Source organism: Terrirhizobium terrae, assembly GCF_030323265.1.
Taxonomy (GTDB): Bacteria; Pseudomonadota; Alphaproteobacteria; order Rhizobiales; family Rhizobiaceae; genus Neorhizobium.
The window spans coordinates 381,893-406,548 of record NZ_CP104991.1 but is presented as its reverse complement, the minus strand read 5'-3'; the positions used below and the strand labels follow the sequence as shown (position 1 = coordinate 406,548).

General features: G+C 56.7%; 23 protein-coding genes and 5 pseudogenes. 7 read left to right on the top strand and 21 right to left on the bottom strand.

The annotated features are described in order from the left end of the window. Positions 1 to 217: 217 nt before the first annotated feature. Complete coding sequence (locus N7E02_RS05850) at positions 218 to 652, top strand: hypothetical protein (protein WP_286578438.1); 435 nt, start codon at positions 218 to 220, stop codon at positions 650 to 652. A 277-nt stretch (positions 653 to 929) separates the two neighbouring features. On the opposite strand, the gene N7E02_RS05845 is transcribed toward N7E02_RS05850, so the two are convergent. Next, positions 930 to 1,394, bottom strand: coding sequence for a nuclear transport factor 2 family protein (locus N7E02_RS05845; RefSeq protein WP_286578437.1), 465 nt, complete (start codon positions 1,392 to 1,394; stop codon positions 930 to 932). A gap of 75 nt (positions 1,395 to 1,469) precedes the next feature. After that, the gene (locus tag N7E02_RS05840; protein ID WP_286578436.1) at positions 1,470 to 2,423 is read right to left on the bottom strand and encodes an NmrA/HSCARG family protein; all 954 of its coding nucleotides are present in this window, start codon (positions 2,421 to 2,423) and stop codon (positions 1,470 to 1,472) included. 179 nt (positions 2,424 to 2,602) lie between these two features. On the opposite strand from N7E02_RS05840, the gene N7E02_RS05835 reads away from it, so the two are divergent. Next, positions 2,603 to 2,929: a winged helix-turn-helix transcriptional regulator gene (locus tag N7E02_RS05835; protein WP_286578434.1), complete on the top strand. Its 327-nt coding sequence runs from the start codon at positions 2,603 to 2,605 to the stop codon at positions 2,927 to 2,929. A gap of 307 nt (positions 2,930 to 3,236) precedes the next feature. Here N7E02_RS05835 and N7E02_RS05830 read toward each other — a convergent pair whose 3' ends face one another. From N7E02_RS05830 to N7E02_RS05800, 7 genes and pseudogenes are all read right to left on the bottom strand, one after another. After that, positions 3,237 to 4,178, bottom strand: a complete 942-nt coding sequence (locus N7E02_RS05830) for an alpha/beta hydrolase (protein WP_286579065.1) — start codon at positions 4,176 to 4,178, stop codon at positions 3,237 to 3,239. 42 nt (positions 4,179 to 4,220) lie between these two features. Continuing rightward, positions 4,221 to 5,176, bottom strand: a pseudogene (locus tag N7E02_RS05825) (quinone oxidoreductase family protein). A gap of 188 nt (positions 5,177 to 5,364) precedes the next feature. Beyond that, complete coding sequence (locus N7E02_RS05820; RefSeq protein WP_286579064.1) at positions 5,365 to 5,526, bottom strand: hypothetical protein; 162 nt, start codon at positions 5,524 to 5,526, stop codon at positions 5,365 to 5,367. A 51-nt stretch (positions 5,527 to 5,577) separates the two neighbouring features. Next, on the bottom strand, positions 5,578 to 5,925 hold the full coding sequence (locus N7E02_RS05815; protein ID WP_286579063.1) for a hypothetical protein: 348 nt from the start codon (positions 5,923 to 5,925) through the stop codon (positions 5,578 to 5,580). A gap of 105 nt (positions 5,926 to 6,030) precedes the next feature. Continuing rightward, positions 6,031 to 6,432, bottom strand: coding sequence for a Rid family hydrolase (locus tag N7E02_RS05810; protein ID WP_286579062.1), 402 nt, complete (start codon positions 6,430 to 6,432; stop codon positions 6,031 to 6,033). Positions 6,433 to 6,547: 115 nt separating this feature from the next. Continuing rightward, on the bottom strand, positions 6,548 to 7,288 hold the full coding sequence (locus tag N7E02_RS05805) for an SDR family NAD(P)-dependent oxidoreductase (protein WP_286579061.1): 741 nt from the start codon (positions 7,286 to 7,288) through the stop codon (positions 6,548 to 6,550). A 257-nt stretch (positions 7,289 to 7,545) separates the two neighbouring features. Further along, positions 7,546 to 8,403, bottom strand: coding sequence for an alpha/beta fold hydrolase (locus tag N7E02_RS05800; protein WP_286579060.1), 858 nt, complete (start codon positions 8,401 to 8,403; stop codon positions 7,546 to 7,548). Between the two features lie 131 nt (positions 8,404 to 8,534). On the opposite strand from N7E02_RS05800, the gene N7E02_RS05795 reads away from it, so the two are divergent. Then, the gene (locus tag N7E02_RS05795) at positions 8,535 to 9,101 is read left to right on the top strand and encodes a TetR/AcrR family transcriptional regulator (protein WP_286579059.1); all 567 of its coding nucleotides are present in this window, start codon (positions 8,535 to 8,537) and stop codon (positions 9,099 to 9,101) included. Positions 9,102 to 9,201: 100 nt separating this feature from the next. Further along, complete coding sequence (locus N7E02_RS05790) at positions 9,202 to 10,080, top strand: carbon-nitrogen hydrolase family protein (protein ID WP_353622820.1); 879 nt, start codon at positions 9,202 to 9,204, stop codon at positions 10,078 to 10,080. A 69-nt stretch (positions 10,081 to 10,149) separates the two neighbouring features. Here N7E02_RS05790 and N7E02_RS05785 read toward each other — a convergent pair. From N7E02_RS05785 to N7E02_RS05740, 10 genes and pseudogenes are all read right to left on the bottom strand, one after another. Beyond that, positions 10,150 to 11,749: pseudogene (locus N7E02_RS05785) on the bottom strand (MFS transporter). Continuing rightward, on the bottom strand, positions 11,746 to 12,183 hold the full coding sequence (locus N7E02_RS05780) for a DoxX family protein (protein ID WP_374730632.1): 438 nt from the start codon (positions 12,181 to 12,183) through the stop codon (positions 11,746 to 11,748). The pseudogene N7E02_RS05785 and the gene N7E02_RS05780 overlap by 4 nt, the downstream one beginning before the upstream one ends. 178 nt (positions 12,184 to 12,361) lie before the next feature. After that, positions 12,362 to 14,345, bottom strand: a pseudogene (locus N7E02_RS05775) (amidohydrolase). Next, positions 14,345 to 14,635 (bottom strand): XapX domain-containing protein, encoded by a 291-nt coding sequence (locus N7E02_RS05770; protein ID WP_286579058.1) that lies wholly within the window; start codon positions 14,633 to 14,635, stop codon positions 14,345 to 14,347. Before N7E02_RS05770 ends, N7E02_RS05775 begins: the two are co-directional and overlap by 1 nt. A 64-nt stretch (positions 14,636 to 14,699) precedes the next feature. Continuing rightward, positions 14,700 to 15,395 carry a hydrolase gene (locus tag N7E02_RS05765; RefSeq protein WP_286579057.1) on the bottom strand — a complete coding sequence of 232 codons (696 nt, stop codon included), beginning with the start codon at positions 15,393 to 15,395 and terminating at the stop codon, positions 14,700 to 14,702. A 226-nt stretch (positions 15,396 to 15,621) separates the two neighbouring features. After that, a complete protein-coding gene (locus tag N7E02_RS05760; protein ID WP_286579056.1) occupies positions 15,622 to 16,131 on the bottom strand; it encodes a nuclear transport factor 2 family protein in 510 nt (169 codons plus the stop codon). 27 nt (positions 16,132 to 16,158) lie between these two features. Then, a complete protein-coding gene (locus N7E02_RS05755; protein ID WP_286579055.1) occupies positions 16,159 to 17,637 on the bottom strand; it encodes an aldehyde dehydrogenase family protein in 1,479 nt (492 codons plus the stop codon). Between the two features lie 438 nt (positions 17,638 to 18,075). Continuing rightward, positions 18,076 to 18,927 carry a helix-turn-helix domain-containing protein gene (locus N7E02_RS05750; RefSeq protein ID WP_353622819.1) on the bottom strand — a complete coding sequence of 284 codons (852 nt, stop codon included), beginning with the start codon at positions 18,925 to 18,927 and terminating at the stop codon, positions 18,076 to 18,078. A gap of 251 nt (positions 18,928 to 19,178) precedes the next feature. Then, complete coding sequence (locus N7E02_RS05745; RefSeq protein ID WP_286579053.1) at positions 19,179 to 19,340, bottom strand: helix-turn-helix domain-containing protein; 162 nt, start codon at positions 19,338 to 19,340, stop codon at positions 19,179 to 19,181. 11 nt (positions 19,341 to 19,351) lie between these two features. Continuing rightward, positions 19,352 to 19,936, bottom strand: a complete 585-nt coding sequence (locus N7E02_RS05740) for an AraC family transcriptional regulator (RefSeq protein ID WP_286579052.1) — start codon at positions 19,934 to 19,936, stop codon at positions 19,352 to 19,354. Between the two features lie 272 nt (positions 19,937 to 20,208). Between N7E02_RS05740 and N7E02_RS05735 the strand changes: the two are divergent. Both N7E02_RS05735 and N7E02_RS05730 read left to right on the top strand, forming a co-directional pair. Then, positions 20,209 to 20,355: pseudogene (locus N7E02_RS05735) on the top strand (helix-turn-helix domain-containing protein); the annotation flags it as partial. 36 nt (positions 20,356 to 20,391) lie between these two features. Then, complete coding sequence (locus tag N7E02_RS05730; protein ID WP_286579091.1) at positions 20,392 to 21,120, top strand: substrate binding domain-containing protein; 729 nt, start codon at positions 20,392 to 20,394, stop codon at positions 21,118 to 21,120. Between the two features lie 503 nt (positions 21,121 to 21,623). On the opposite strand, the gene N7E02_RS05725 is transcribed toward N7E02_RS05730, so the two are convergent. Both N7E02_RS05725 and N7E02_RS05720 read right to left on the bottom strand, forming a co-directional pair. Beyond that, positions 21,624 to 22,661, bottom strand: a complete 1,038-nt coding sequence (locus tag N7E02_RS05725) for an IS110 family RNA-guided transposase (protein WP_286579051.1) — start codon at positions 22,659 to 22,661, stop codon at positions 21,624 to 21,626. Positions 22,662 to 22,769: 108 nt separating this feature from the next. Next, on the bottom strand, positions 22,770 to 23,459 hold the full coding sequence (locus tag N7E02_RS05720; RefSeq protein WP_286579050.1) for a GntR family transcriptional regulator: 690 nt from the start codon (positions 23,457 to 23,459) through the stop codon (positions 22,770 to 22,772). 116 nt (positions 23,460 to 23,575) lie between these two features. Between N7E02_RS05720 and dctP the strand changes: the two are divergent. Further along, a pseudogene (gene dctP, locus N7E02_RS05715) lies at positions 23,576 to 24,566 on the top strand (TRAP transporter substrate-binding protein DctP). Positions 24,567 to 24,656: the final 90 nt, after the last annotated feature.

The window sequence follows — 24,656 nt, the reverse complement described above, 5'->3', positions numbered from 1 at the left end:
GGGCTTGCTTGTGCCAAAGGCGACTAATGTTTCTGCCACTGAGCCCACCCTTTCAGAACTCGCGTCGGTTCCGCAGCGAGAAGTGCAAACGCGTCCCCAGCCGACCGCCCAGCTGTCACGACCACGCTCAGCGCCTGCGCCACATCGCAATTGCTTGGCGACAGGCAGTTCAGTGGGTATGTCGGCATCCGCGGCCCTCTCGCGGGGATGGTGCCTCATGGAACTGAACCGACCGATGGAAGCAGCTGAAGCGTTTGATACGGCGCTTTTGACAGGGGATGACAGGTCGCGTTCCGATGCCTCTTACGGTCAGAGCCTTGCGTACTTGAGGCTCGGTCTGACGAACAAGGCGGCAGTCGCCGCAGCCAAAGCCCCACAGCGGCAGGGAAGGTCGCTCGAACTGCAGCTGGCTATCCTAGCGGACCGCGCCACCTCTGCTTTCACTGCGGGACGGTTTCGTGAAGCGATCGTTTATTTAGACCAACGCGCTAGGTTCCAGCCCGAGGCGTCAGACCTCATGGTGTTGAGAGCCTACGCGCTGCAAAACCTTGGAGATAACGTTCAAGCGCTCAGGCTCTTCGAAGCGGTAGCGGAAACCGGAAATCGTGACGCGATCCGAGCGGCGGCGGATTTAAGGACATCGTTGCAATAATCATTATGATGATCCAGCCCAAAATTGTTACTTGATAATGGCGCTGCATCCAATGGTTGGTCGGGCACTGCGGCTTAGCCACTATAAAATCTAAGGAATTGGAAAATCAATTTGTCGGTGACGCTGTTCAGGGTAGGGGGGCATCTGTTCAATATGGTTCAAGAGCCCCGAAATTGCCAATGAGAGGCCAGACTGGATCAAGGCTTCCGAGATGGTTGGCCTTGACGCTGGGGTCCGTGCGGACGCTGCGCCAGCGGCATCAAAGCACAATGAAAGATCAACCAAATGTCTCCTGCACATGCATGAGGTCAGTGTATTCCCTCACGATCGCGATTTTTCCTTGTCGAATCTTGAAGAGGAAGAAATACGCGTTCTCATAGACTTTGCCCGACTTTGTGGTCGCGCGCGATTGGGCTTCGGCAGCCACACTGTCGCCCTCGCCCACCGTGTTGATGATCGTCATATCGAGACCGTTCGTGTAGGCCGAAAACATCTTGCGAAACATGCTGGCGGTCTCTGCTCGGGTCCTGGTTCCTGCGGATGAAAACAGGTGCGGCTTGCCGTTGACCCACCATGTGGCATCCTCGGTCATGGCATCAATCAATCCGTCCGTGTTCGACGTTTTGAAATGGTTGCAGAATTCTCGTACGATTTGCTTGTTGTCTTCTATGCTCATTGTTGTTTCACCACTGTCGAAGGATTGAATTCGGTCGGGGTACGGGTGGGCTTCGCCTGCAGCCATAGGCCTGATTGTGCTTTTCCGGCGTCAGCAGCCAGGGGATGATTTTCTCGCGCTTACTGATACCGGTCGAGAGTTTCAAAGGCCGAACTGGGTCTTGTCGCCGCGCCATCCGGTCGACTTCAAGAACTGCTCCCAAGAGAGCGTTTGCGGGTTCAGTCGACGGCTCCATTCCAAGTCGTGTTCTTTGCCGAAGTAGCCGTACTCGACAGCAAATTCGACCATGCCAATCAACTCGTCGACCAGAAGCTCGTTGGTGGCGAAACCCGGGAAGAATTTCAGAAGCTCTTCGCGCTTGAAAGCACTGCGGTACTCAGCTTTGACACCGGTGACGCGTTGGAATGTATCGACCATCTCGCGTGGAGAAAGGATGTCGCCGACGATCGGGAGTGTCTTGCCCTTGAATGTGTGAGGGTCGGAGAACACGGAAAACACCGCCGGGCCGGTCGCGGTAACAGGATCGACAAAGGGTGCACGGAAATCCTCCGGCAGGTAGATCGGCATCAGGAGTGTGTCGCCCTCCATCTGTGGCACATAGTATTCGAGCAGGTTGGTATAGAAGAAGGCCAGCGAGACGAACGAGTGCGTTATCGGGAGCGTGCGGATGTAGTCGGCGACGAGGGCCTTGTCGGTGAAGTGCGGGGTGAACTTTTTACCGCCGGAAATCTTCTCGACATTCTCGAGGGTAGAGAAAACGATGTGCCCGACGCCGGCCTCCAACGCCGCATCTGCCAGCTGCTTGCCGAGCACGAACTCGGCATTATCCTGCGGCAGGAGCTGCGGCGTCATAAGATATGCTCCGTCGGCACCCTTGAACGCCGCCACGAGGTCCTTCTCGTGGCCGAGGCCAAGCGGGGCGACAACGACTTCGGCACCGAGATCCGCCAAGCTGTGGGCCTCGGCAGAGTCACGATTGCGGGTGAGCGCCCGGACCCGATACTGTTTACTCTTGAGTAGCGTCGTGGCGACGCTGCGACCCTGCTTGCTGGTGGCGCCGACAACCGAGATCAGCGGCTTTTGTTCGGTAGACATTGGATTGGTTTCCTACTTTGGTCGCGCGGCTGGAAACGCGGCGCACCGTCTTTCCATATAACCCAAGTAAAGGTACGATGACCGTTGGTGAAGTACGTACAAAAAGCGCATGTAGTATCATGAATGATAGTATCCCTTTGAAACGCAAACGCCGCACGGCTCTCAGGACGGGCTGCGCTGTGGAAGCGACGATCTCTGTCATCGGCGGTGTGTGGAAACCGGTGATCCTCTTTCATCTGCTTGACGGCAAATTACGCTTCAATGCCATTTGCCGTCTTACACCTGCAGCGACGCCGAGAATGATCACACTCCAACTCAGAGAATTGGAGTCCGATGGCATCATCAGCCGGATCATCTACCCCGAGGTGCCGCCAAAGGTGGAATATGAGCTCACCGAGTTGGGGCGGTCCCTGGCTCCGGTACTTGTCAGTATGTGCAAATGGGGGAGAAACTACAAGAACTCAGCGGGCTCCCAGTCGATGCGGGGGCATGTAGAAGCACGCTGAGGCAGGAGGCAATTCTTCACGAAAAGACCGCGTAGCTGCGGTCAAAGCATATTAGGTATTGTCCTTTGAAGACAGCGAGACTGTCCGGCTAGTAACCCCACCTTAGAGTAAAGCGAACGAAGATGGTCACGCGACAAGTCAAGAATGGCGATGCGGATGCGGTGCCCGACCCATCTGATCATCTGACATGAAGATTCCGGATAAGCGATACTCCTGCGCGTGCGGAAACGGGCCGACCGCTATACTCTTCCCCGCAACTTGAAAAAATCATTCGAAAGTTGGGTGACAATCTGACAACTCCCATTGATTAGTGCAGTGAGGTATCGGGCAGAATAGCATTCAAGTAACGCTCGTAAAATGCGGCCAGCCGATCAATCGCTTGATCCACGTATTCCGGCTTGTAGTACATGTCGTAATGACCGGCACCTTCCACCACCATGAAATCCTTCGCGCTGGTAGGCGCGAGGTCGAACAGACGTTGGCCTGACTCGAACTGGCCGGTGGTCCCCCGCCGACCTCCGACAATCACCTGAAGGGGCTGAGTCAGCAGATCGGGCACAAGGCTAAATGCGTCAAAGCTGAGAATGGGGCCATAGCTGACGAATAGCAGGCGGTTCGTTGAGTTCGGGTGGCGATATTGAGACTCACGGTAAAACCTGACAGCCTCGAGCACATCCGGCTCAGTTATGCCCGCGTTTTCGGCCTCCTTCAGACTATCGGGGATCCATGGATCCCGGCGCTGCTCGCCGCCAAGTGCCTCCGCTGTCCGCTGATTTGCCACGTCCGCAAGCGTTTGGCGATAGTCCGGCAGCAGGCGGCGAAGCGCTTCACCGATGTCGTTGGCAACAACCGTTCCCACTGCCCTAAAGCGGCGTTCGGTCAACGCAGCGCTGATAGCGTAGCCTCCGCCGGCGCAGATGCCGAGCAGACCGATCCGGTCAGAATCGACGTAAGACAACGTTGTCAGATAATCGACCGCGCAACGAAGGTCTTCGACGCGGGCGGCCGGATCCTCAAGGTCTCTCGGTTCGCCGCCGCTTTCGCCTTGATGGGACGGATCGAAGGCAAGAGCGACGAAACCTTTCTGCGCCAGATTACCCGCATATATAGCACCGATCTGTTCCTTCACGCTGCTTCCGGGCGTCGCCAGAACAATCGCCGGATAGGACAGGCTGCCATCGAACCCGAGAGGCAGATGCAGGTTGCCGGCAACTTCAATGTTTCCATTTTTGAATGAAATACGTTTCATGTCGAACTAACCTTTCTAACTCGGATCTTCGTACTCGTGGCTTCAGACCTTCATTACGACTCGCCCAAGAGGCTTTGCCGTCTCTGCGTGCTCATGCGCCGAGGCGGCATCCTTGAGTGAGAACGTCCGATCAATGACTACCTCCAAGCGTCGCTCGGCCGCGGCTCTCAGGAGGGTGTCGACCGTATCGTGCACCGCATGCCTTTCGAACAGGGCTCCCATGAATACGCCGTGCAGCGTTTGGTTGTTCTGCATCGGTTGCCAAAGATCGACGGCTAAACCGCCTCCCCTGCATTGCCGACGAAAACCAGCCGTCCTTCTGGCGCGAGCGCCAACAGCGAACTCTGCAAGGTCGACCCGACCGGATCGATGACGAGATCCGCACCCTTGCCACCCGTCAGCCGCCGAACCTCTTCAACCACATCCTGTTTGTGGCGGTCTATGAGATGTGCTGCACCGAGGGCGCTTAGGCGCGCCTGTCTTTCATTGCCACTGGCAACGGCGATCACCTTCGCCCCGGCCCGCTCTGCTAGCTGAACCGCAGCGATCCCGACACCACCCGCGGCCGCATGGATCAACACGGTCTCTCCCGCCCGCACCTCACCCTTGGTGATAACGCAGTGATAGGCCGTACCAAAGGAAATTGGCAGTACCGCCGCCTCGACCATGCTCAAGCCATCGGGGACTAACCATGTGCGCATTTCGGGCACGGCCCAGAGCTCGGCATGCGATCCCTGCATATTAAAGGCGGTCACCTTTTCTCCAACACTCCGGTGCTGCACGTTATCGCCGACTGCGACGATCGTCCCCGCGGCTGCGTAACCGACGATCCACCGGGTTTGGCCTTTTGTGGATCGGCGATTGATGAGGTCGCCGCCCTCGATGGATATAGCCTCCACAGAGATGAGTACATCGCCAGGTCCACAGACGGGATCCGGCATATCGACATATTCAAGAACGCCTGGAACACCAGGGGCGTCATAGACTGCAGCCTTCATCTGTTCTTCCTTTTCCGTCGCGGTACGGACTAACGATCCTTCACCGATAAACCCAGTTGGCAGCAAATAGCGCACTCCGCTCTATTCAATGAAGGATCACTCAGCGAGTGGGGCGGATCGCGGTCTTCCCACCCCTGCCACGGGCGCCATCTGCATTGAAGGGCGAACGCCCGTAGGTTATTTTAATCCTATGATAGTTGTTGCAGCGGTTCAGTTGCCCGCTTGAAGAAATAATGAAAGACGAAATGGGCTGGTGAAACGACCGCGACCAATTCCCAGCCGGCCTCACCAAGTTCGTTTATCTGCTGATTATCGAGTGTCTTGTCGACTGTCAGGTATTCCCACTTCATAACGCACCTCGTCTGATGTTGTAGCAGGTTGTCGGACACGTTAGGAGGTTGTCACGGCATCTTGGTGTGCGCAGACTGGCTCTTCCAATAGGTGTCGATGATGTTGCGACAGTTTCGAACGACTTGATCACCGACCTCCGGGTTTCCTCCTCGAAGCGTATCCGGATTGCCTCCGCAAAGGCGCACGAACGTCGCCTGCTGGACGGCAAACATGAAATACCCTTCACTCGTCGGCTCGAACTTTAAACCAGCGTCTTGCGCGTTCCTCGCGGTTTCGGCTGCCGCATCGGAGATGGCCCGCGACACCTTTTCAAGCATCGTCCGTTCGGCCGCTTGTTGGATTGCCAGGAAGGAGCGCTCTTGCGGTGTGGGAATGGGGCAAATGTCTTCGGTCTTCATCTCATTTTCCTTCCCAGTCAGAGGGGTCTGATAGAATTGACGATGTTGCTTGCAATAGTCATATGGGTGGTCTTTGCATCGCTAATGCAGCCGTGATAGGTGCCGTCATTCTAGGATGGCGGTGACACGTATCTCAATTCGCATGGCAGGGAGCCCAAGCGATTCGACGCCGGTCTGAGTCCAAATCGGTGCTCGATCGGGCATGTATTCGCGGAAAAGACCGGCAATCGTTTCGTTCACGATCGCTGGGAAGCCTCCGACGTGATAAGAGTTGACATGGACGACGTCCTTCCAATCCGCGCCAGCCGTGGCCAGCGTTCGCCGGACATTCACGAAGGCTGTCTCGATCTCGGTCACGATTGAATCCGGGATTTCAAGTTCATCATTCCATCCGCCTTGGCCGGAGATCTCAACGCGATCACCTATCTTGAGCGCTTGTGAAAAGTGCAAAAGATCATGGAATTTCTGCCCGTACCCGGGTGTGACGAAAAGTTCAGGCTTTGCCATTACGGTCTCCAGTTGTGAGGTTGGTTTTGGAGATGGCGCCCACCAAGAAAGACCGCCCCGTCACGGCCGGGTCCTTAGCGGGTACCATCACTCCGTCAAGCTCTTGCCCGGCAGATCAGGCGATCGCACCGCCGTCTGCGGTTAGAATGGCGCCCGTAATGATACTTGCGGCTGGACTTGCGAGGAATACGACCGCGTTCGCAATTTCCCGCGGTTCGCCATAACGTCCAAGGGAGGTCAAGCTTTTCTGGAGCTCTGAAGCTGGTCCGTCCGCCGGGTTGCTTTCCGTATCAGTAGCGCCGGGTTGTACCATATTAACGGTGATACCATTCGGACCAAGTTCACGCGAAAGGCCGCGCGTGAAGGATGTGAGTGCTGCTTTAGACATGGCGTAGGGTGTAATGCCGGGGAACGGTACTCGCTCACCCAGAGCCGAGCCGATTGTGACGATACGGCCGCCTTTGCCGAGATACGGGATGACGGCCTTCGCGAACAGGACCGGAGCTCGCACGTTCACATCCATCAACGTCTGATATGCAGAAACATCAAGGTCTGCGATCATGCCGCTGTGGCCAATCGCAGCGCTGTTCACAAGGATGTCCAGCCCGCCCAAAGCGGAGACGGCCTCGCTTACGGAGTTGGCAATTGCCTCTGGGTCGGCACTGTCAGCCTGGATCGCAGCCACACGGCGCCCCAACTTTTCGATCGCTTCCGTTACCTTTGAAGCCTTTTCAGCGGAGCGTTGATAGGTGAACGCGACATCCGCGCCATTTTCCGCAAGCGACAACGCGATTGCAGCACCAATGCCTCGCGAGCCGCCGGTTACTAATGCTCGTTTGCCTTCAAGATTGATCATATTTCTGTTCCTTTCTTTCTAAATGAGTTGGTGTGTTTCAGGTCGTCTGCGAAATTGCCGAAGCGGCGAACCGAGGGAGCAACCAATATTTCGTGGGGCTTCTGGCATTCTGTAGGTCCGGGACGCGCCAATCTCTGTTGCGTAAGCTGGAACGCTGGGACAGGCTAATACGACCCCTGTGTTCCTGCGAAGTTTCCCAATTGTCTATCTTTGGTTGATCCTAGAGCCGGACTTGACTGGTTGACTGTGTGCCGAGCTCAAACGTGTCTGATCAGGAAGCTCTGGATGAACTGAGCGATCTCATCAGCATGTGTTTCCAAGGAAAAATGCCCGGTATCGAGCAGATGGACCTCCGCGGCGGGTAGGTCACGCTTGTAGGCCTCGGCACCCGCCGGGACGAATGCTGGATCATGTCGGCCCCAGACCGCCAGGAACGGTGGTTGATGATTCCGGAAGTACGTCTGAAATTCCGGATACCGGTCGATGTTTGTCCGGTAGTCGAGGATAAGATCGAGTTGAATGTCTTCCGCTCCCGGCCGCGACATGAACGCGATGTCGAGTTTATAACCATCAGGCGAAAGGCGCTCCGTTGATGTACCGGTGCGGTATTGCCAGTTCTCGATCACCGCAGGAGATAAGGATGCCCGACATGCCTCTCTGTTTTCGTCGGAGGGGTCCCTCCAATAGGCCTCCCACGCGGTCCACTCATCGCTGAACCCTTCGGTGTAGGCGTTGCCATTTTGGCTGATTATGGCGGTGATCCTCTCTGGATTGGCAATTGCCATCCTGAACCCGACCGGTGCACCGTAGTCGAACACGTAAAGTGAAAAACGGGTGAGGCCGAGCGCCTCCGTAAACCCAGTGATGACATCGGCGAGGTTGTCGAATGTGTAAGCAAAATTACCACGTTGAGGCGAGGTCGTTTGACCGAACCCGGGAAGGTCAGGTGCGATGACGCGGTATCGATCTGCCAGTAGCGGGATCAGATCACGGAACATGTGGCTGGAGGATGGAAAGCCGTGGAGCAGAAGAAGGACCGGCGCGTCTCTTGAGCCAGACTCTCTGTAGAAAACCTCGACGTCTTTTACCTTTTGCGTTTTGTAGCTTACGGCCATGCTAGAACTCCTTCTGAAAGGTCTTGGCAAACCAACAACAGACGATACATGCAAAATACGACCGAACGGTCGGTTGTCAACCCTTGGAGGGTGGTGTATGAGGCATCGGAAGCTTGGCTCGGAGAAACCGCATGAAAGTTATGAGAGAAACAATTGTATCGACTGCGAGGGAATTGTTTCGCTCGAAAGGCTACGCCGGCGCGTCGATGAATGATCTCGCGGATGCCGTGGGTCTGAAGAAATCATCGCTATACGTCCGCTTTCCCAACAAGGAGGCTCTCGTTCCGGCAGTACTCGATCTTACCTTGCAAGAAACATTCTGTCAGAGAGACCCAGGCTCTGGGCAATGGGATGATGAATTTGTCGAGGTCATCGAGCTAATTGCGACCACTCTTACTGATCGCGGCCGATGTGTGGGCCTTCACTTAGCTTACGGTACAAGTGACGAGACCCCGATAGCCAAGGATGCTGTTCGAGCGTTTTTCCAAGCGCATCGCGATCATTTGTCGAGCATCTTGTCACGCGCCATGCCTGTTGATGTCGCTCGCGAAATCGCGACCGACACGTTAGCCCGGTTGGAAGGTGCCACGGCTTTTGTTGCGATATTCGGCGAGGCCGATGCCATGAAACGAGCGGTTCGCCTATCCATCGAAGAAGCCAAAAATGCTGCTACCGCGAAGTCACCGTCGAAACGATAGCTTTTGAGCCTGTCGGCTATCGCATTCGCTACCACACTGAGAATATCGGTCCGTCAGTCGAGAAGCTTAGGGCGACCGGGGCGTCTGATCTTAAGTCAATATGAAGCCCAATCCCCTGAGGTGGAGGAAAATGATGCCCATTTGTGCTTACGTCGAGATGGCCGATGGCTTGCAGCCGCTTGGTCCAGCATGGGAGCAATTTTCCAAAGCTGTTGCCAGGTGCCGGCCCGATATACTGGTGATGAATGAAATGCCTTTTGGTCCGTGGCTGGCTCGAAAGCATGATTTCGCCAACGAGGACGCAAGGCACAGCGTTGAGATTCATGAAGCTGGAATTACGGGTCTCGCCGCGCTGAACCTTCGGGCCATAATAACAAGTCGCCCAATCCTCCTCGCCGGCCGCCTTGCGAATGAGGCGATCGTCATCGAGGACGGCCAGGTTCGCCCCTTGCATACAAAAACCTACCTTCCGCAGGAGCCGGGTTGGTCCGAAGTGTCTTGGTTCAATCGAGGCGATGGACGCTTCAACATCCAGAATATCTGCGGTCTAGGTGTAGGCGTGCTCCTTTGTACCGAACTCATGTTCAACGAACATGCTAGACACTATGGTCGATGTGGAGCCGATTTGATCGCCGTTCCTCGGGCAACCGGCTCCGCCCACGACAGCTGGATAACTGCCGGCAAGATGGCCTCACTCGTCTCTGGGAGTTATGTCGTCAGTTCGAACAGGGTTGGGCATTCTGCGGACGGTCCACGCTTCGGCGGAGGCGGCTTCGCTATCACTCCCGGGGGCGATCTGGCTGGACGGACAGGAACCGGTTCTGCCATCATGCAAGTCCACATTGATCCACAGGTTTCAGCCCGCCAGCGGCGGAGTATCCCTGTTACGTCGACGAATTGCGTGACGCTGTCGGCAACGAGGCCCCTGACAAGGGTATTTAGTTTTCAAAAACTCAGTCGCCATAGTTCTCGGCGGTAGTGCCACTACAATGACTGCAACGTCGTCCGTTTTCCCCATTATTGGGAGGACTCGTTTCTGTCTGCTAGATCAGGTCTTACCTGACCGGTTGATCGCCAGGAAATGGCGCACGACCGGCTTGTCGGGACCCTTGTGATAGGTCAGAAGCTCGCCCTGCATATCGGCATCGGCATTCGAGACCCGTCTGTGTTGACGCAGGTGCTCGGCCCAGGATCTCGACCATGAACCATTCGACTATCTTTTGCGGATCGGCGCTGTCCTCTGTCACGCCCCATCCATAGGCACCGTCGCGTCGTCTCTCGTGGGAGAGCCGATCGATCGCATGCAGGAACGCGGTACGATGATGCTTTTCGACATGGTACTCGATGAGGATGAGAACGGGGCCGCGATCATGGGCGACCGGTTCGGCGACGAGCGGTTCGGGCCAGTGGTTGGACGGGACCATGTCGGCGTCACCCGCCGGCAGTTTCAGGCGGTGCATAACGAGACCGGCGATGGCGAGGCCCGCAGCGCCGATCAACAGCGTGGCGGGCACGCCCGCCGCTTCGCCGATCGCACCCCAGCCGATGCTGCCAGCCGTCATCGCACCATTAAAGACGGTGAGATAAACAGCGAGCCCGCGGCCGCGCACCCAGTTGGGAAGGACGGCCTGTGCCGTGCCGTTGAGGGTGGTTAATGCAGTGATCCACGCGCTGCCCAGAAACATAAGGGCGATGATTGCGACCCATTTGGGAGGAGCGAGCGACAGAATGGACATGACGACCGCAGTGGTCAGCGCGGCCGCGAGCAGAAGCCCGTCCGGGCTCAGCCGTTCGCGCAGTTTCGGCATGATGAAGGCACCAGCGATCGCACCGGCCCCGACCGCACCGAGCAGGATGCCGTAGAAGCCTGCATCCCCGCCGAGCAGTTGCCGCGCGACAAGCGGCAGGAGAGCCCATACGGCACTGGCGAATGCAAAGAAGATCGCCGCCCGCAGGAGCACGACATGCAACGGCCGGCTGGAGCGAGTGTATCTCAGCCCTGCCCGGAAGGCACCGAGAAAACCTTCGGCCAGCGCATCATCGGCGTTCTTTGGCCGCGGCCACCAGATAAGCGCGGCGATGACCACAAGATAGCTGGCGACATCGGCGCCATAGGTTACGCCCGCTCCGAAGGCGGCGAGCAGCAGGCCGCCGACCGCGGGGCCGATTGACCGGGCGATGTTGATGCCGAGGGAATTAAGGGCGACGGCGCTTTTGACGTCCTCGCGCTTCACCAGCTCAGGCACGATTGCCTGCCAGGTCGGTCCCATCAAGGCCGCGCCGACCCCGCCGAGGAAAGTGAGGCCGATCAGCGCGCCGACCGACAGCATTCCAGTCTGCGCGAGGACCATGAGCGTAATGCTGACCGACGCCAGCAGGAGCTGGATGGCGATCAGGAACTTGCGGCGATCGAGAATGTCGGACAAGACACCGGCGGGGATGGCGAGCAGGAAGATCGGCAGCGTGGCGGCTGCCTGAACCATCGCCACGGCAGCCGGCGATGCCGAGAGATCCGTCATCAGCCAGGAACTGGCGACGTCGCGCATGAAACTGCCGGTGTTGCCGAGCACAGTCGCGGCCCAGAGAACGGCGAAGACGGGTTGGGCGAGCGGCGCGAAACTGCCGCGCGGGGCGCTTGCGGCGCTCACGGCCTTGCATCCCTGTCGAGATCCATCGCCGTGACGAGGAGGAATGCGCCGGCGAGCCCGATATGCTCGAAGAACGAATTGGTTGCCATCATCCGCTCCATGCCCGGTGCCATTTCCCAAAAGCGAACGGCGATGAAAGTGGCGAGGAGCGTGAAGCCGGCCAGTGCAAGCGCGCCTGCCCAGCGCAGGAAGCCGGATATAACCATGGCGGAGGCGACAAGCTCGAATACGATCACGGACACTGCGAAGAAGGTCGCCGGATGCAGGCCGAAATGGGTCATCTCGGCCAGTGCGCCGTCGAAATCGAAGATCTTGGTAAGCGGTCCCTGGATATAGGCGGCGCAGAGGGCAACAAGCGCCGTGGTGCGAGATCGGCGAGGCGGAAAGGAACCGGGGAGGCAACAAGCCGGCGCGCCTTCTGGATGGAAAGTGATCTGTCATCTTTGCTTCTCTTAAAATGTCCTGCCGGCGCAAACCGTCGGTGTCAGGAGCGGCGATGGTCGAAAAATTGGCTTCGACAAGTGACTAAAAAAATGGAGATGCAATTCTGTCGCTAGCGGTCGATGCGGGATGGGCAGTCTTCGCCACTGCCCATCCGGTTATTGCCAGTCTTTAAAACGCCCAGCAGGAGCAGCCGAGGGCGCCGAAGAAACCTTTCAGATCCGCGACCGGCAGTTTCGAGGTCCAGGCACCGGCGTGATCGTGACCATGGACGCCGCAATCACTGGCGCAGCCACATGTCGAAATCGCCGTGCGGCGCAGCGAGTTTCGGCCAGCGCCGTCCGGCTCGCCCCAGGCGGCGTAACCGCCGAATGTGCGCACAGGCGACCAGTCCGGCATTGCGGGCGGCACGTCGTTTTCGTCGAGCGCCCTAAAGGCACCGGCGCCGTAGACGATCTTACCGCCGACCATGGTGAGATCCGAGGTCAGGAAGGATATCTCGTCCTCGGGGCACGAGAAGAAATCCTTGTCCGGCACGATCAGATCGGCGAACTGTCCTTTCTCGATTCGCCCCTTCTTGCCTTCCTCGTTGGAGAACCAGGTAACTTTTTCGGTCCACATCCTCAGCGCCGTCTCCCGGTCGAGGCAGTTGGCGCGCGGATATAGCTGCATGCCGCCGATAGTCTTTCCCGTGATCATCCACGAGAGCGAGACCCAAGGGTTGTACGAGGCGACACGGGTGGCGTCGGTGCCGGCGGAGACGTGCACGCCCTTGTCCAGCATCTTGCGAGATCGGCGGCGTGGCTTCGGCGACGCCATGGCCGTAACGCTCGACGAAATATTCGCCCTGAAAAGCCATGCGGTGCTGGGTTGCGATGCCGCCACCGAGTGCGGCTATGCGATCGATCGACTTATCCGAGATGGTCTCGGCATGGTCGAAGAACCAGTTCAGCCCCTCGAAGGGAATATCCTTGTTGACCTTCTCGAACACATCGAGCGCGCGCGTAATCGTTTCGTCATAGGTGGCGTGCAGGCGCCAGGGCCAGCGGTTCTCGGCAAGGATGCGCACGACCTCCTCGAGTTCGCCCTCCATTTCCGGCAGCGCGTCGGGTCTGGGCTGACGGAAGTCCTCGAAGTCCGCAGCCGATGCCACGAGGCTTTCTCCCGCACCGTTGTGGCGGAAATAATTGTTGCCCTGCTTGTACTTGACCGATGACGTCCATTTGAGAAAGTCCGCCTTTTCCTCCTTCGCCTTCTGAGGAAACAGATTATAGGCGAGACGCACCGTCATCTGACCTTCGTCTGATAGCGTCTGGATGACCTGGTAGTCGTCCGGATAGTTCTGGAAACCACCGCCGGCATCGACGACGCCGGTGACGCCAAGCCGATTGAGCTCGCGCATGAAGTGGCGGGTGGAGTTGATCTGGTAGTCGAGTGGCAGCTTCGGCCCCTTTGCCAGGGTCGCATAGAGAATGGTCGCATTGGGTGTGGCGATCAGCATGCCCGTCGGATTGCCGTTGGCATCGCGGCTGATCTCGCTGCCTGGCGGGTTCGGCGTATCGCGCGTGTAACCGACTGCGCGAAGCGCCGCACCGTTTAGCAGTGCGCGATCGTAGAGATGCAGCAGGAAGACCGGTGTATCGGGGGCGATCGCGTTGATCTCCTTGAGCGTTGGCAGGCGCTTCTCGACGAACTGCTGCTCGGTGAAGCCGCCGACGACGCGCACCCATTGCGGTGCCGGCGTGATCGCCACCTGTCGCTTCAGCATGTCCATTGCATCGGCAAGCGATCGCACACCGTCCCAGCGCAGCTCCATGTTGTAGTTCAGGCCACCGCGAACGACGTGCGTATGATTGTCGATCAGACCGGGCAGCACGCGCTTGCCCTTAAGGTTGATGAGTTTGGTCTGAGGCCCGGCCAGACGCATGATGTCGCCATCTTCCCCCACTTCGAGAAACAAACCGTCCTTGATGGCGACGGCGCTCGCGCTCGGATTGGCCCGATCGAGGGTGGTGACCTGTCCGTTGTGAAGGATGATATCGGGATGAATGGCGGCGGCTCCAGTTTCCACAAGATCGGCGGCATGAGCCGATGAGAAGAGCGATGGAAAGGCGAGGCTGGATGCTGCGCCGAGAAGGGTCCTGCGTGTGGGCATCAGCTGTTCTCCTTTTTGGGGCGCGTCTGGCGGCCGGCGATCTCGGCGCTGCCGTGATTGCCCTTCGGCAGATGGCCGAACATGTGCGGCTTGATGTGATCGAGCCACGAGACCGCCGCGGGCTGCCTGCCCCAGATCGTCTTCGCAAGCGGGACGATCTGTTCGCCGATGAGAATGCCGAGCAGTCCAACCAAAGCTATGACCGGCGGTGCTGGCGAGCGGACACTGAGCAGGCTATAGACGACGCCGACGAGTAGACCGGCGCCAAGCGACAGAAGATAGACTTTCACTGAAGACCTCCTTCAACGGCGAAAGCCGCTCCGACAGGGGTTGTCGGAGCGGTTGGATCAGGCGTTAACGTGCAGCCGGGTTCGGGCCGATCCGATTGCCGTGCTTGACGCGCTCAGCGCCGCCATGGACGTGGGTGACGGCGTAATCGATGCCCATGCCGTAGGCGCCCGAATGTTCGCGCACCAGCGAAGTGACGGCGTCATAGGTGTCCTTGTGGGCCCAGTCGCGCTGCCATTCGAGCAGAACCTGCTGCCAGGTCACCGGGATAACACCGGCCTGCACCATGCGATCCATCGCGTATCTGTGTGCGTCGAGTGAAGTGCCGCCCGAAGCGTCCGCGACCATGTAGATCTCGTAATCCGGCACATCGTGGAGTGCTGATAGCGCGAAGGTGATGTTGCAGACCTCGGTCCACAGACCGGCGACAACGATCTTCTTGCGGCCACCGGTCGCGTTCTTCGCCAGCGCATCGCGGACATTCTGGTCGTCCCACGAGTTCATCGAGGTCCGCTCGAGAATATCGTGTTCCGGGTAGACAGCAAGTAGCTCCGGAAATGTGTTGCCGGAGAAACTGTCCGTTTCGACCGTTGTGATCGTCGTTGGAATGTCGAAGATCTTCGCAGCCTTGGCGAGGCCGACAACGTTGTTCTTCAAGGTCTGGCGATCGATCGACTGCACGCCGAACGCCATCTGCGGCTGTTGGTCAATGAAGATGAGCTGAGAGTTTGATGGAGTTAGCACCTGCAGAAAGTTTGCCATCTGGATATCCTTACATTCAGCCACGGCGAAAGGCGCCGCCCAGCCTAAGTGGCCATCGGTTGAAAGCTGCTCGGCACGAACCTTGGCAGCAATTTGGATCATGATTGGTCTCTTCGGCGCTACATTCCAGAAACTTGCCGAAGTTTGGTGAGGTCGCCCTTCAACGAAATGCCGCTCCGACCGCCATCATATCGGGTGACAGATACCGGGCGAGGCGGACCTACCCTCAGACGGTGATCTCGGACCCGTCCGGGTTCGCTTTGATGGAATACTCGCCGCCATCTCTGAAACTGCGGACGGTTGCGAAAGTATCTTCCATAAATTGCACGTAGGACAATTTGCCGTCCTCGCCGCGCGCCAGAACGGAAAAGGGCGACGTCACCGTTTTACCCAGAACGTTCGATGTGTAGGTGAAGGTGCCGAAGATCGCCGCGCCGTTCTTATTTTCGAAACTGTCCTGGATTTCGAAGTTGTCTGTCGTCCAGTAGCGGCCGACATCGATAAAAGTCTGAACCAGTCCTTCTGTGCCTTCGTTGGTACCGGCCCAGGGCATGATCCGATTAAGCTCCGGGTGCTCATAATTCAGTGAAACATAAGTGAAATCGTCTGTCGTGAATTGTTTGACGAAATCCAGGTCGGTCGGGTTTGACAGGATCGACTGCAAAACCGCTAAAGGCGAAGCCGGAGAGGCAGGCTCGGCTTGTGACAATTGATTGGCGTGCAGGTTCGTGGACATCGTATTCCTCCGTTTGAGTGACATTTGTCAGCGCAGCGCCAAGCCCGGCTTGAGCGCGATATGCTTGTGTTCGATGAAATCGTCCAGCGCAGCCAGACCGTTCAGGCGGCCGAGACCGGACTGCTTGAAGCCGCCTTCCTCGGTGCTGTCGTAGACCTTCGCCCAGTCATTGATCCACACCGACCCCGCCTCAACCGCCTGCGCCACGCGCAGCGATCGATCTACGTCGCGTGTCCAGATGCTGGCCGACAGCCCGTACTCATTGTCATTAGCAAGTCGAATCGCTTCCTCCTCATCGGCGAAGCGCTGTATCGTGAGCACCGGCCCGAATGCTTCCTCTTGGATGATGGCGAGGCTGTTGTCCGAAACCTCTAGAAGGGCAGGGCGGAAAAAGGCTCCGTTCGCAAGCGGGCCGGCTTTGATCGGACCGCCTCGCTCGACTACTTTGGCCCCGGCACCGATCGCCGCCTCAACGACACGATCTACCCGCTCCACATTGGCCCGATCGATCAGTGGTCCCATGTCGCTGGATGGGTCCGCGGCGGGACCGATCTTGACGTTTCGTAACCGATCGGCCAATCGGTCGCGAACAGCCTCGTATTTTCCATTCTGCACGAGCAAGCGAGAGCCGGTCATGCAAAACTGGCCACTGAAGACCGTCAACGCTTTCTCCAAGACAGGCAATGCGGCATCCAAATCTGCATCATCGAAGACGATCATCGGCGTTTTGCCGCCGAGTTCCATTCCGAAGCGCTTAAGGTACTTCGCTCCCGTACTGCTGATGGCGCGTCCTGTATGGGTCGAACCGGTAAAACTCACGACCGGGACGTCCGGCGAGTCCACGAGATATGCTGAGCCTTCCGGGCCGCTTTCGAAAAAGAGATTGATCACGCCGTTCGGCAGGTCTTCTGCTTCGGCCATGACCTCCGCCATGACGCTTGCCGTTTGCGCCACCTGACTTGGAAGCTTGATGACCGTGGTGCAGCCGGCAGCAAGCGCGGGGGCGAGCGACCGGATCGTCAGGATGACCGGAGAGTTCCAAGGTGCAATGACCGCCGCGACCCCCATCGGCTGCCGAAGGATCAGGGAGATGCTGCCAGGCTTTGGCGTAAGCGCCCTGCCGCCCTCGACGAGAGCCGTTGCCGCCGAGTAGCGGAGCTTACTCGCGACCATATCCAACTCGAATTCGGCTTCTGCCTTTACCTTGCCGTTCTCCAACGACAGAATCGCGAGCAGTCTGTCGCGATTGCGCTCAAAAGCGCAGGCCAGTTGATCAAGCACTCGAGCCCGCAATTCATGGTCATGAGGCCAGATGCTTTCGCGGAAGGCTTTAGAGGCCGCCGCGACGGCCAGTTTCGCGGCCTCTATTCCGTAGTCAGGAAAGTACCCAATAACATTATAAGTTGCAGGGTCGATCGACTCTTTCAAGTTGCCTTCTTGGCACTGAGAGCCATTGATCCAATTGAAAGCTTTACGGGTCGATGCGTTGACTGGCACAAATGTCATAATCAAGTGTCCTTCCATTCACCGGGCTGTCGGGTCGCCGGGCCAGCGCTAATCGCAGCATCAGAATCGCGTTGCTTCCCCAAACAAGCGGACTGGAGGCATTCTGCCAATTTAGTTGAGATCGTACGTTGCTCATCGTGCGGCTTGGGTCGAATTTTGCGGTACATTGCTTCTGTTAATGCGTGATTGGTGAAGCTTGTCCAGCGGCAGCTGCCGCAGTTGCTGGACAAGCCTCACCAGGGCGCCGGGTAGGGGCACTTTCGCAGTGACCTGTATCGCGAATTTGCGTGGCGAGGTACGAGGGACAGATCATCAGCGAAGTCCCTAATACGCGGACATTGATGGCAGACGGGAGCACCGCCGCTCCCTGAGAGCAACCACGACAAAGCGCCGACATTTTACCGTCGGTGGTTTATCCTTGTGTCAGGCGAATAAGCGTCAATTTTCTGGTGACTGGGCGACGCTGCGAAGGATCTCGCTACCCTTCACGTCATATCTTGATTCACCCCGAAAAGCGCGGCGGTAGTCTGACAGCGTGCTACCTCGATGCCTCCGGAAGACGCGCGCTAGCACCTTTTCGGAAGAATAACCCACTTTCGTAGCGATGGTGGAGATTGGAACTTCAGTCAACTCAAGCAGCTCGCAAGCTCGTTCTATTCTGAGCTGCGTGAGGTAGGCCTGCGGTGGCATCCCAACAGTTTGTTTGAACATGCGCGCGAAATGAAAAGGCGAAAGCCGCGTTTCGTTTGCAAGGTCATCGAGGCTGATGTCTTCCGCCAGTCGCGCTTTCATCATGTCAACGCAGCGATGTTTAGCCCAGGGAGCGAGACCACCTCTACCAACCTTTATTGGCTGGCCACCTAAGCGGCAAAGCTCAGCAAGAATTTCGCAACCGGCAGCTCTGGCTAGCAAACGAGATGGTGCTCCCTCTTGATCGCATATCGCCCACAGGCTGCGAAATGTGGTTTGGAGCAGAGGCGAGGAGAGGGTTCCGCCATAAATCCCCGCGCGCTCGAATGAGAACCCGCCATCAGTGGCCTCGTCTATCACATCCCGCCACTGGGCCATGGGGAATGACAGGCTTCGAACCTGATGACTTCTGTTCAGCATAATTCTGTTGGCAAAATCCGGCGCGGATAGAAAGAAACTTTGCGCGCTACTGCTCACATCAAATTGCCCGCCTCCCATATCGCCGCTTACGCGATTGCCGCCAAGCACATCTTGATACAGTACAAGATCCGGCACGGACGGATGCGACATGTCGCCAGCTGGCGGCGCCGCCTCAAGCATGCTCAGAAGACCTCCGGGCGATTTTAGCGATCGCAAATAGTTAGAGAGCCTACCTTCGCTATACCATTGCGGGAAAGACGCATAAGTATGGGATGTCATGGTGTCATCTCCAGCTTATTCCCATTGCCTTCAAAACCGGGCGCCGTATTCGCGGCTTCGGCGTTGCCAATCTTGCGTTTCTTCAAACAACCCAAGAAACGCCCCTAAAGTGAGTTGGAAACACTCGAAATGCCCCGGTTCATAGGTGACCATTACTGCAATCGTCGGTGGTCGCGGCGGTAATCGGTAGGGGTCATATTCCAATGTTTGAGAAAAACTCGAGCAAGCACCTGGCTAGAGGAATAGCCAACTTCGAATGCTATTTCTGTAACTGGGAGATCCGAACACCGCAGGAGTTCACATGCTTTTTCCAAGCGTAGCTGCGTCAGAAAAAGCCGTGGGGAACTCCGACGCTCTGTTTAAACTTTCTGGAAAAGTGAAAAGGCGACAGCTTCACTTCCATTGCTAGCTCGACGAGGCTCAGATCTTCTGCGAGCCGCATCCGCATTATCTCTATGCAACGCCGTTCCGCCCAAGGCGCCAAGCCGCCATTTGAGGGGGAGAACGGGGCGCCGTTCAGTCGACACAACTCGGCCAGTATTTCGCATCCCGCAGCTTGCGCTAGCATTCGCGACGGTGCCCCGTCCTCGTCGCCTAGCCGCCATAGCTGGCTGGATATCGAATGGATCAAGGGTGAGCGGAAGCATTTACCGTTATAGAGCCTCGAGCCCATTAGCGAGAAGTTGCGATCTGCAGCCCAGTCGACCACCATTTGCCAGTAATCAAATGAAAAAGCGAGCGCGCGAGTGTGATGCTCGGTATCGACGGTAAGCTTGTAATCTGCATTAGGTGGAGCGAGATAGAAGCCTCGTTTGATGCTAGTCCCAGCGAAGGGACCGCCGCCAAAATCGCCGCACAAGTGTGCGCCGCCTACCAAATCTTGATTGAGGACCATACTCGGCAGCGCCATCCGAGAAAGATCCCCCTCGGCCGGATCGCCTCCACCATGTCAAGTTTTGTGCCTGCGGACTTTAATATCCGAATATGCGGAGCGACGCTGCCTTTTTTGATCCAGTCAGCCCATGTTTTAAAGGTCGGAGCGGTCATGACTTTTCCTTACGGGACTCAGTAGCTATGTGCTCAGAACCGCCGGCCACTTCGGCCGCGCCACGTCGGTGGTGAAATGTGTAGGATCACGACGGTTGACGGAATAGGGTTACATGTCTCATCATCCCGGACATAATGTCGTCAGTCCTCTCAATAGAGTCCCTTAGTGGCTTGGTCGCTTTTTCAGTTGCCGTGGAAACCGGGAGTTTTGCGGCCGCGGGGAGAAAGCTTGGGCTATCTTCATCGGCCGTTGGCAAATCGGTGGAACGGCTTGAAGCGCGGTTAGGGCTGCGATTGCTTAACCGGACGACACGGTCATTGGCTTTGACCGGTGAAGGTGAAGTTCTGAATAGATACGTCGCGCGCATTTTGAAAGATCTACAAGATGCGGAGCAAGAGCTTCATCTGCTTCAAGGTGCGCCGAGAGGTCGTCTCAAAGTGAGCGTACCGACCGTGTTGGGGCGCAAGGTCATCATGCCGGCGTTGAGGCATTTCCAGGCCAAATTCCCGGACATTACAACTGACATAGTTCTCGATGACGTGAAGGTCGACATCATTGAAGGCGGCTACGACGTGGTCCTGCGGCTTGGTGAGTTGGACGATTCTACGTTACGGGCACGGCGGATTGGCCCCCATACGTTCACCACCTGTGCATCTCCGTATTATCTTACTCGGTGTGGGATTCCGCAAAATCCGGCGGATCTTCAAAACCACGATTGCATTTTTTATCGTTTCCCGACGACCGGCCGTCCGGAGACTTGGGCGTTTAAGAGCTCCAGTCAGTTAAAGCCGATTAAACCGGCGATTATTTTGAACGATGGCGAGGCACTTGCATCCGCAGCGCTTGGTGGTTTGGGTATTGTTCAAGTACCAAGCTATCTCGTCAAAGAAGACATTGCGGCTGGCCGACTTCAACCCGTTCTCACAGATTACACAGAAGAGCGAGGCAGCGTTTCGCTTGTGTGGCCTCCGATGTCTGCACGGGCTCCAAAAGTTCGCGCTTTCATTGAGTTTATCGCTGAAAAGGTCTTCAGCGAGCTGTACTGATGAATACGATAAAGTGTTTCATATTTTGCAGTAAGACATCGCTATTGCCGCCAGTCCGCTGTGAACGCATCTTATGCCGCTTGGGATGAGGGACAGTTGGAGCGCCAGATGCAATCGATCAAGTTTCCCTAATAGTTGTTGGGCGATCGACGTATGTTTCATGAACATGCGCGTTATCAGGCGTTTAACGAGATGGTATCGCGCGTCGAGAGTTCGAATCTCTTATGTGGACGGCCCCCGACCCGCAAGATATTTCGATAATTTGATCTGATCGCTTGCGTCCATATGTCCGGCCTGTTGTTGCGCTCGCACATGAACGCTGGCCAAGATGGTTTCCGCGACACAGGTCCCAAACATCAAGGCGGCCTTGACGGGCCGAAGGGATTCTCGGGGTGTCCTGTGTCCCGGATCGATCGATCACACCATCTGCTATTATCTTGCAAGTTTAGTATTGCCTATACGCGGTGAAGATCAGGATGCAGTTGGTTCTTGCTTCCTAGTCTTCATGTGGCGCATCCCGTAGAAGCCGATGCCGATTGTGCGCTGTACGTTTCTCCGGAGACCATGAGTTTCCAAGCTATGCGCGCCATTTTGTTGGCAAGTGCGACAGCTGCCAGTTTAGGTGGCTTGCGCTTGAGCAGTTCCATCAACCAACGAGAGGCTTTTCCGGATCGCCGCGCGTGATGAATGACAGCGGTTGCTCCATTCACCAGGATGGCCCGTAGAGCCTCATCGCCAGCTCGCGTGATACCACCGAGCCGCAGCTTGCCGCCGGTCGAGTGATCTTTTGGCGTCAGCCCTATCCAAGCAGCGAACTGGCGACCAGATTTGAAGAGCTCCGGAGCGGGAGTTTTCATTATCAAAAGAGCCGAACCGATGGGTCCAATGCCGGGGATGGTGTTGAGGCGTATGCTGCGTTGGTCGTTACGCTGCCATGCCTTTACCTTGGCCTCCACATCCGCGATCTTCTTTTCCAGTTCAGCGTATTCCTCGGCCTGGCTCATAAATAATTCCTGTGCGAGCTCTGGCACAGTTTTGTCAGCTTTTATCTTTTCAAGCAGCATCGGAATATGTGCTAACCCCTTAGCTGCGGAAATGCCGAATTCGGTGGCGTAACCCCGTATAGCGTTAGCGAGTTGGGTCCGGTTAGCGATCAGACGGGTTCGGACGCTGATCAGCATGAGTGCTGCTTGGTCATCAACTGTCTTAACCGGAACAAACCGCATCGTTGGGCGGGCCATCGCCTCGCACAGCCCTTCGGCGTCGGCAGCGTCATTCTTGTTCCGCTTGACATATGGCTTGGCGAGTTGCGGCGCGATCATCTTCACCTCATGTCCAAATGAGGCGAGTAACCGCGCCCAATGATGGGAACCACCACAGGCCTCGATCGCGACCGAAGTTGGCGGGTTGGTCGTGAAGAAGTCGATCATCTCCTTGCGTCGCATTTTCTTACGCAAGACCGGCTTCTCTTCAGCATTCACGCCATGCAACTGAAAGACATGCTTTGACGTATCCATGCCAATACGAATAATCTTGTCCATGGGCGGCCCCTTCGATTGAGATCTTAACAGCTCATTCTGGCACATTTTGATGCCGTTCAGGGGCCGTCCACTCCAACATCAAGAGCTGCGAGATCCTGTCAGTCACGATTATGCATCAGACGGTCGCGCCGATCTCCTCGCTTGGACAGTGGTGCGATAGCTTGCGGCGAGATCATTGAATCGCTCTCCCTGCACCGAGATATGATTTTTCATGAGTCGGCTGATGGCCGACTCGTCTCCGTTGACAAGCGCCGCAAATATCTCCTGGTGTTCCCTAAGGGATTCACGCATGCGTCCCCGGACCAGAAGTTGTAGTCTGCGAAAGGGTGCAAGCCTCATATGAAGACGGTCCGCTTCTCCTGCGAGAAAGCGATTCCCGGAGGCTTCGTAAATACCGTTGTGGAAAGCATGGTTCGCTCGATAGTACTCCTCCGGATCATTCACCTCGAAAGCTCTTTCGCAAGCATGCAGCGCAGCTTCGATCTCCGCTTGCTGGATTGCCGACATTCTGCGGGCCGCGTAACGGCCGCAAAGCGCCTCAATCTCTGCCATGACGTCGAACATCTCGATCATGTCTTCTAACGTGGGGAACTTCACGAAGGCACCGCGGCGTGGTCTAATTTCCAAAAGACCCGACGCGGCAAGGGACTGAAACGCTTCTCTGAGGGGCGTTCTAGATACTCCTAGCCGCTCCGCAAGGCTGGTCTCATCCAACCTGGCACCGTCTTGAAAATCACCCTGGACGATCATTTTCTCGAGAGTTTTCCTCACCCGGTCGGTGGATTTATCGGCTTCCATAGGCTTGACCTGCATTTCAAAGATTAGAAATTGCATACAAGATTATTGACTTGCGATGCAAAAGACAATTAGTCTTTGCAGATCCGCAAATTGATGTCTTTGGGAGGAGGCTAGATATGCGTAAAGCTGGAATTTCGGCACTTGCTGCTGTTGCTGTTGGGTGCTTGTCGGCAGTAGCGACAACACATGCCACCGAGTTGCGATTATCCCACCAGTTTGCGCCAGGAGATGTGCGCCATAAGGTTGCTCAAATGGTTGCCGACGACGTCGCGGCGGCTAATGTCGATCTGACAATCAAAATATTCCCGTCGAGTTCTCTGTTTAAGGCGACCGAACAATACCTGCCCCTCAGCCGCGGGCAACTAGATATGACGGTGTTTCCGCTGTCTTACGCGGGAGGACAACGACCAGAGTATAATCTGACGTTGATGCCGGGACTGATCAAAAGTCACGATCATGCCGCTCGCATGAACACATCTCCATTCATGGCGGAGATCGAAAAAGTCATGAACGAAGATGATGTTATGACGTTGGTTCATGGCTATCTAGCGGGTGGGTTCGCTACCAACGGCAAGTGCATTCGAAAGCCTGAAGATGTTAAGGGGTTGACTGTCCGTGCCGCGGGGAAGGGGTTTGAAGAGATGCTTCAGGCCGCTGGTGCGTCGATCTCCTCAATGCCATCAACCGAAACCTACAATGCGATGCAACAGAACGTCTTGCAGGCTCTTAACACATCGTCGTCTTCCTTTGTTTCTTTTCGGCTGCAAGAGCTCGCCAAATGCTACACCCCCGCTGGCGACGTCGCTTTGTGGTTCATGTATCAGCCGCTGATCATGAACAAGACGGCGTTCGAGAATCTGACGCCGGAGCAGCAGAATGCTCTCCGCGAGGCCTCGAAGAAGGCGGAAGCATTCTATCTGGATGGGGCGAAGAAGGATGACGTGGAATCGGAAAAGGTCTTCCGCGCCGCCGGCGTTGAAATTGCCGAGATGACGGAAGAGGATTTCGCGGCTTGGAAGTCGCTTGCTGAGAAATCCTCGTATGAGAATTTCATTAAGCAGGTTCAGAGGGAAAAAGCTCCTCGATATGGCGCTTTCGGTTCAATAATCGCCGCGCCAGCGGCAGATCTCCGGTCCCTGACTTTACGTTCAAGATACGCCACGCCTGCAGAAGTTATCTTCCTCTGCTTCTCGCAGA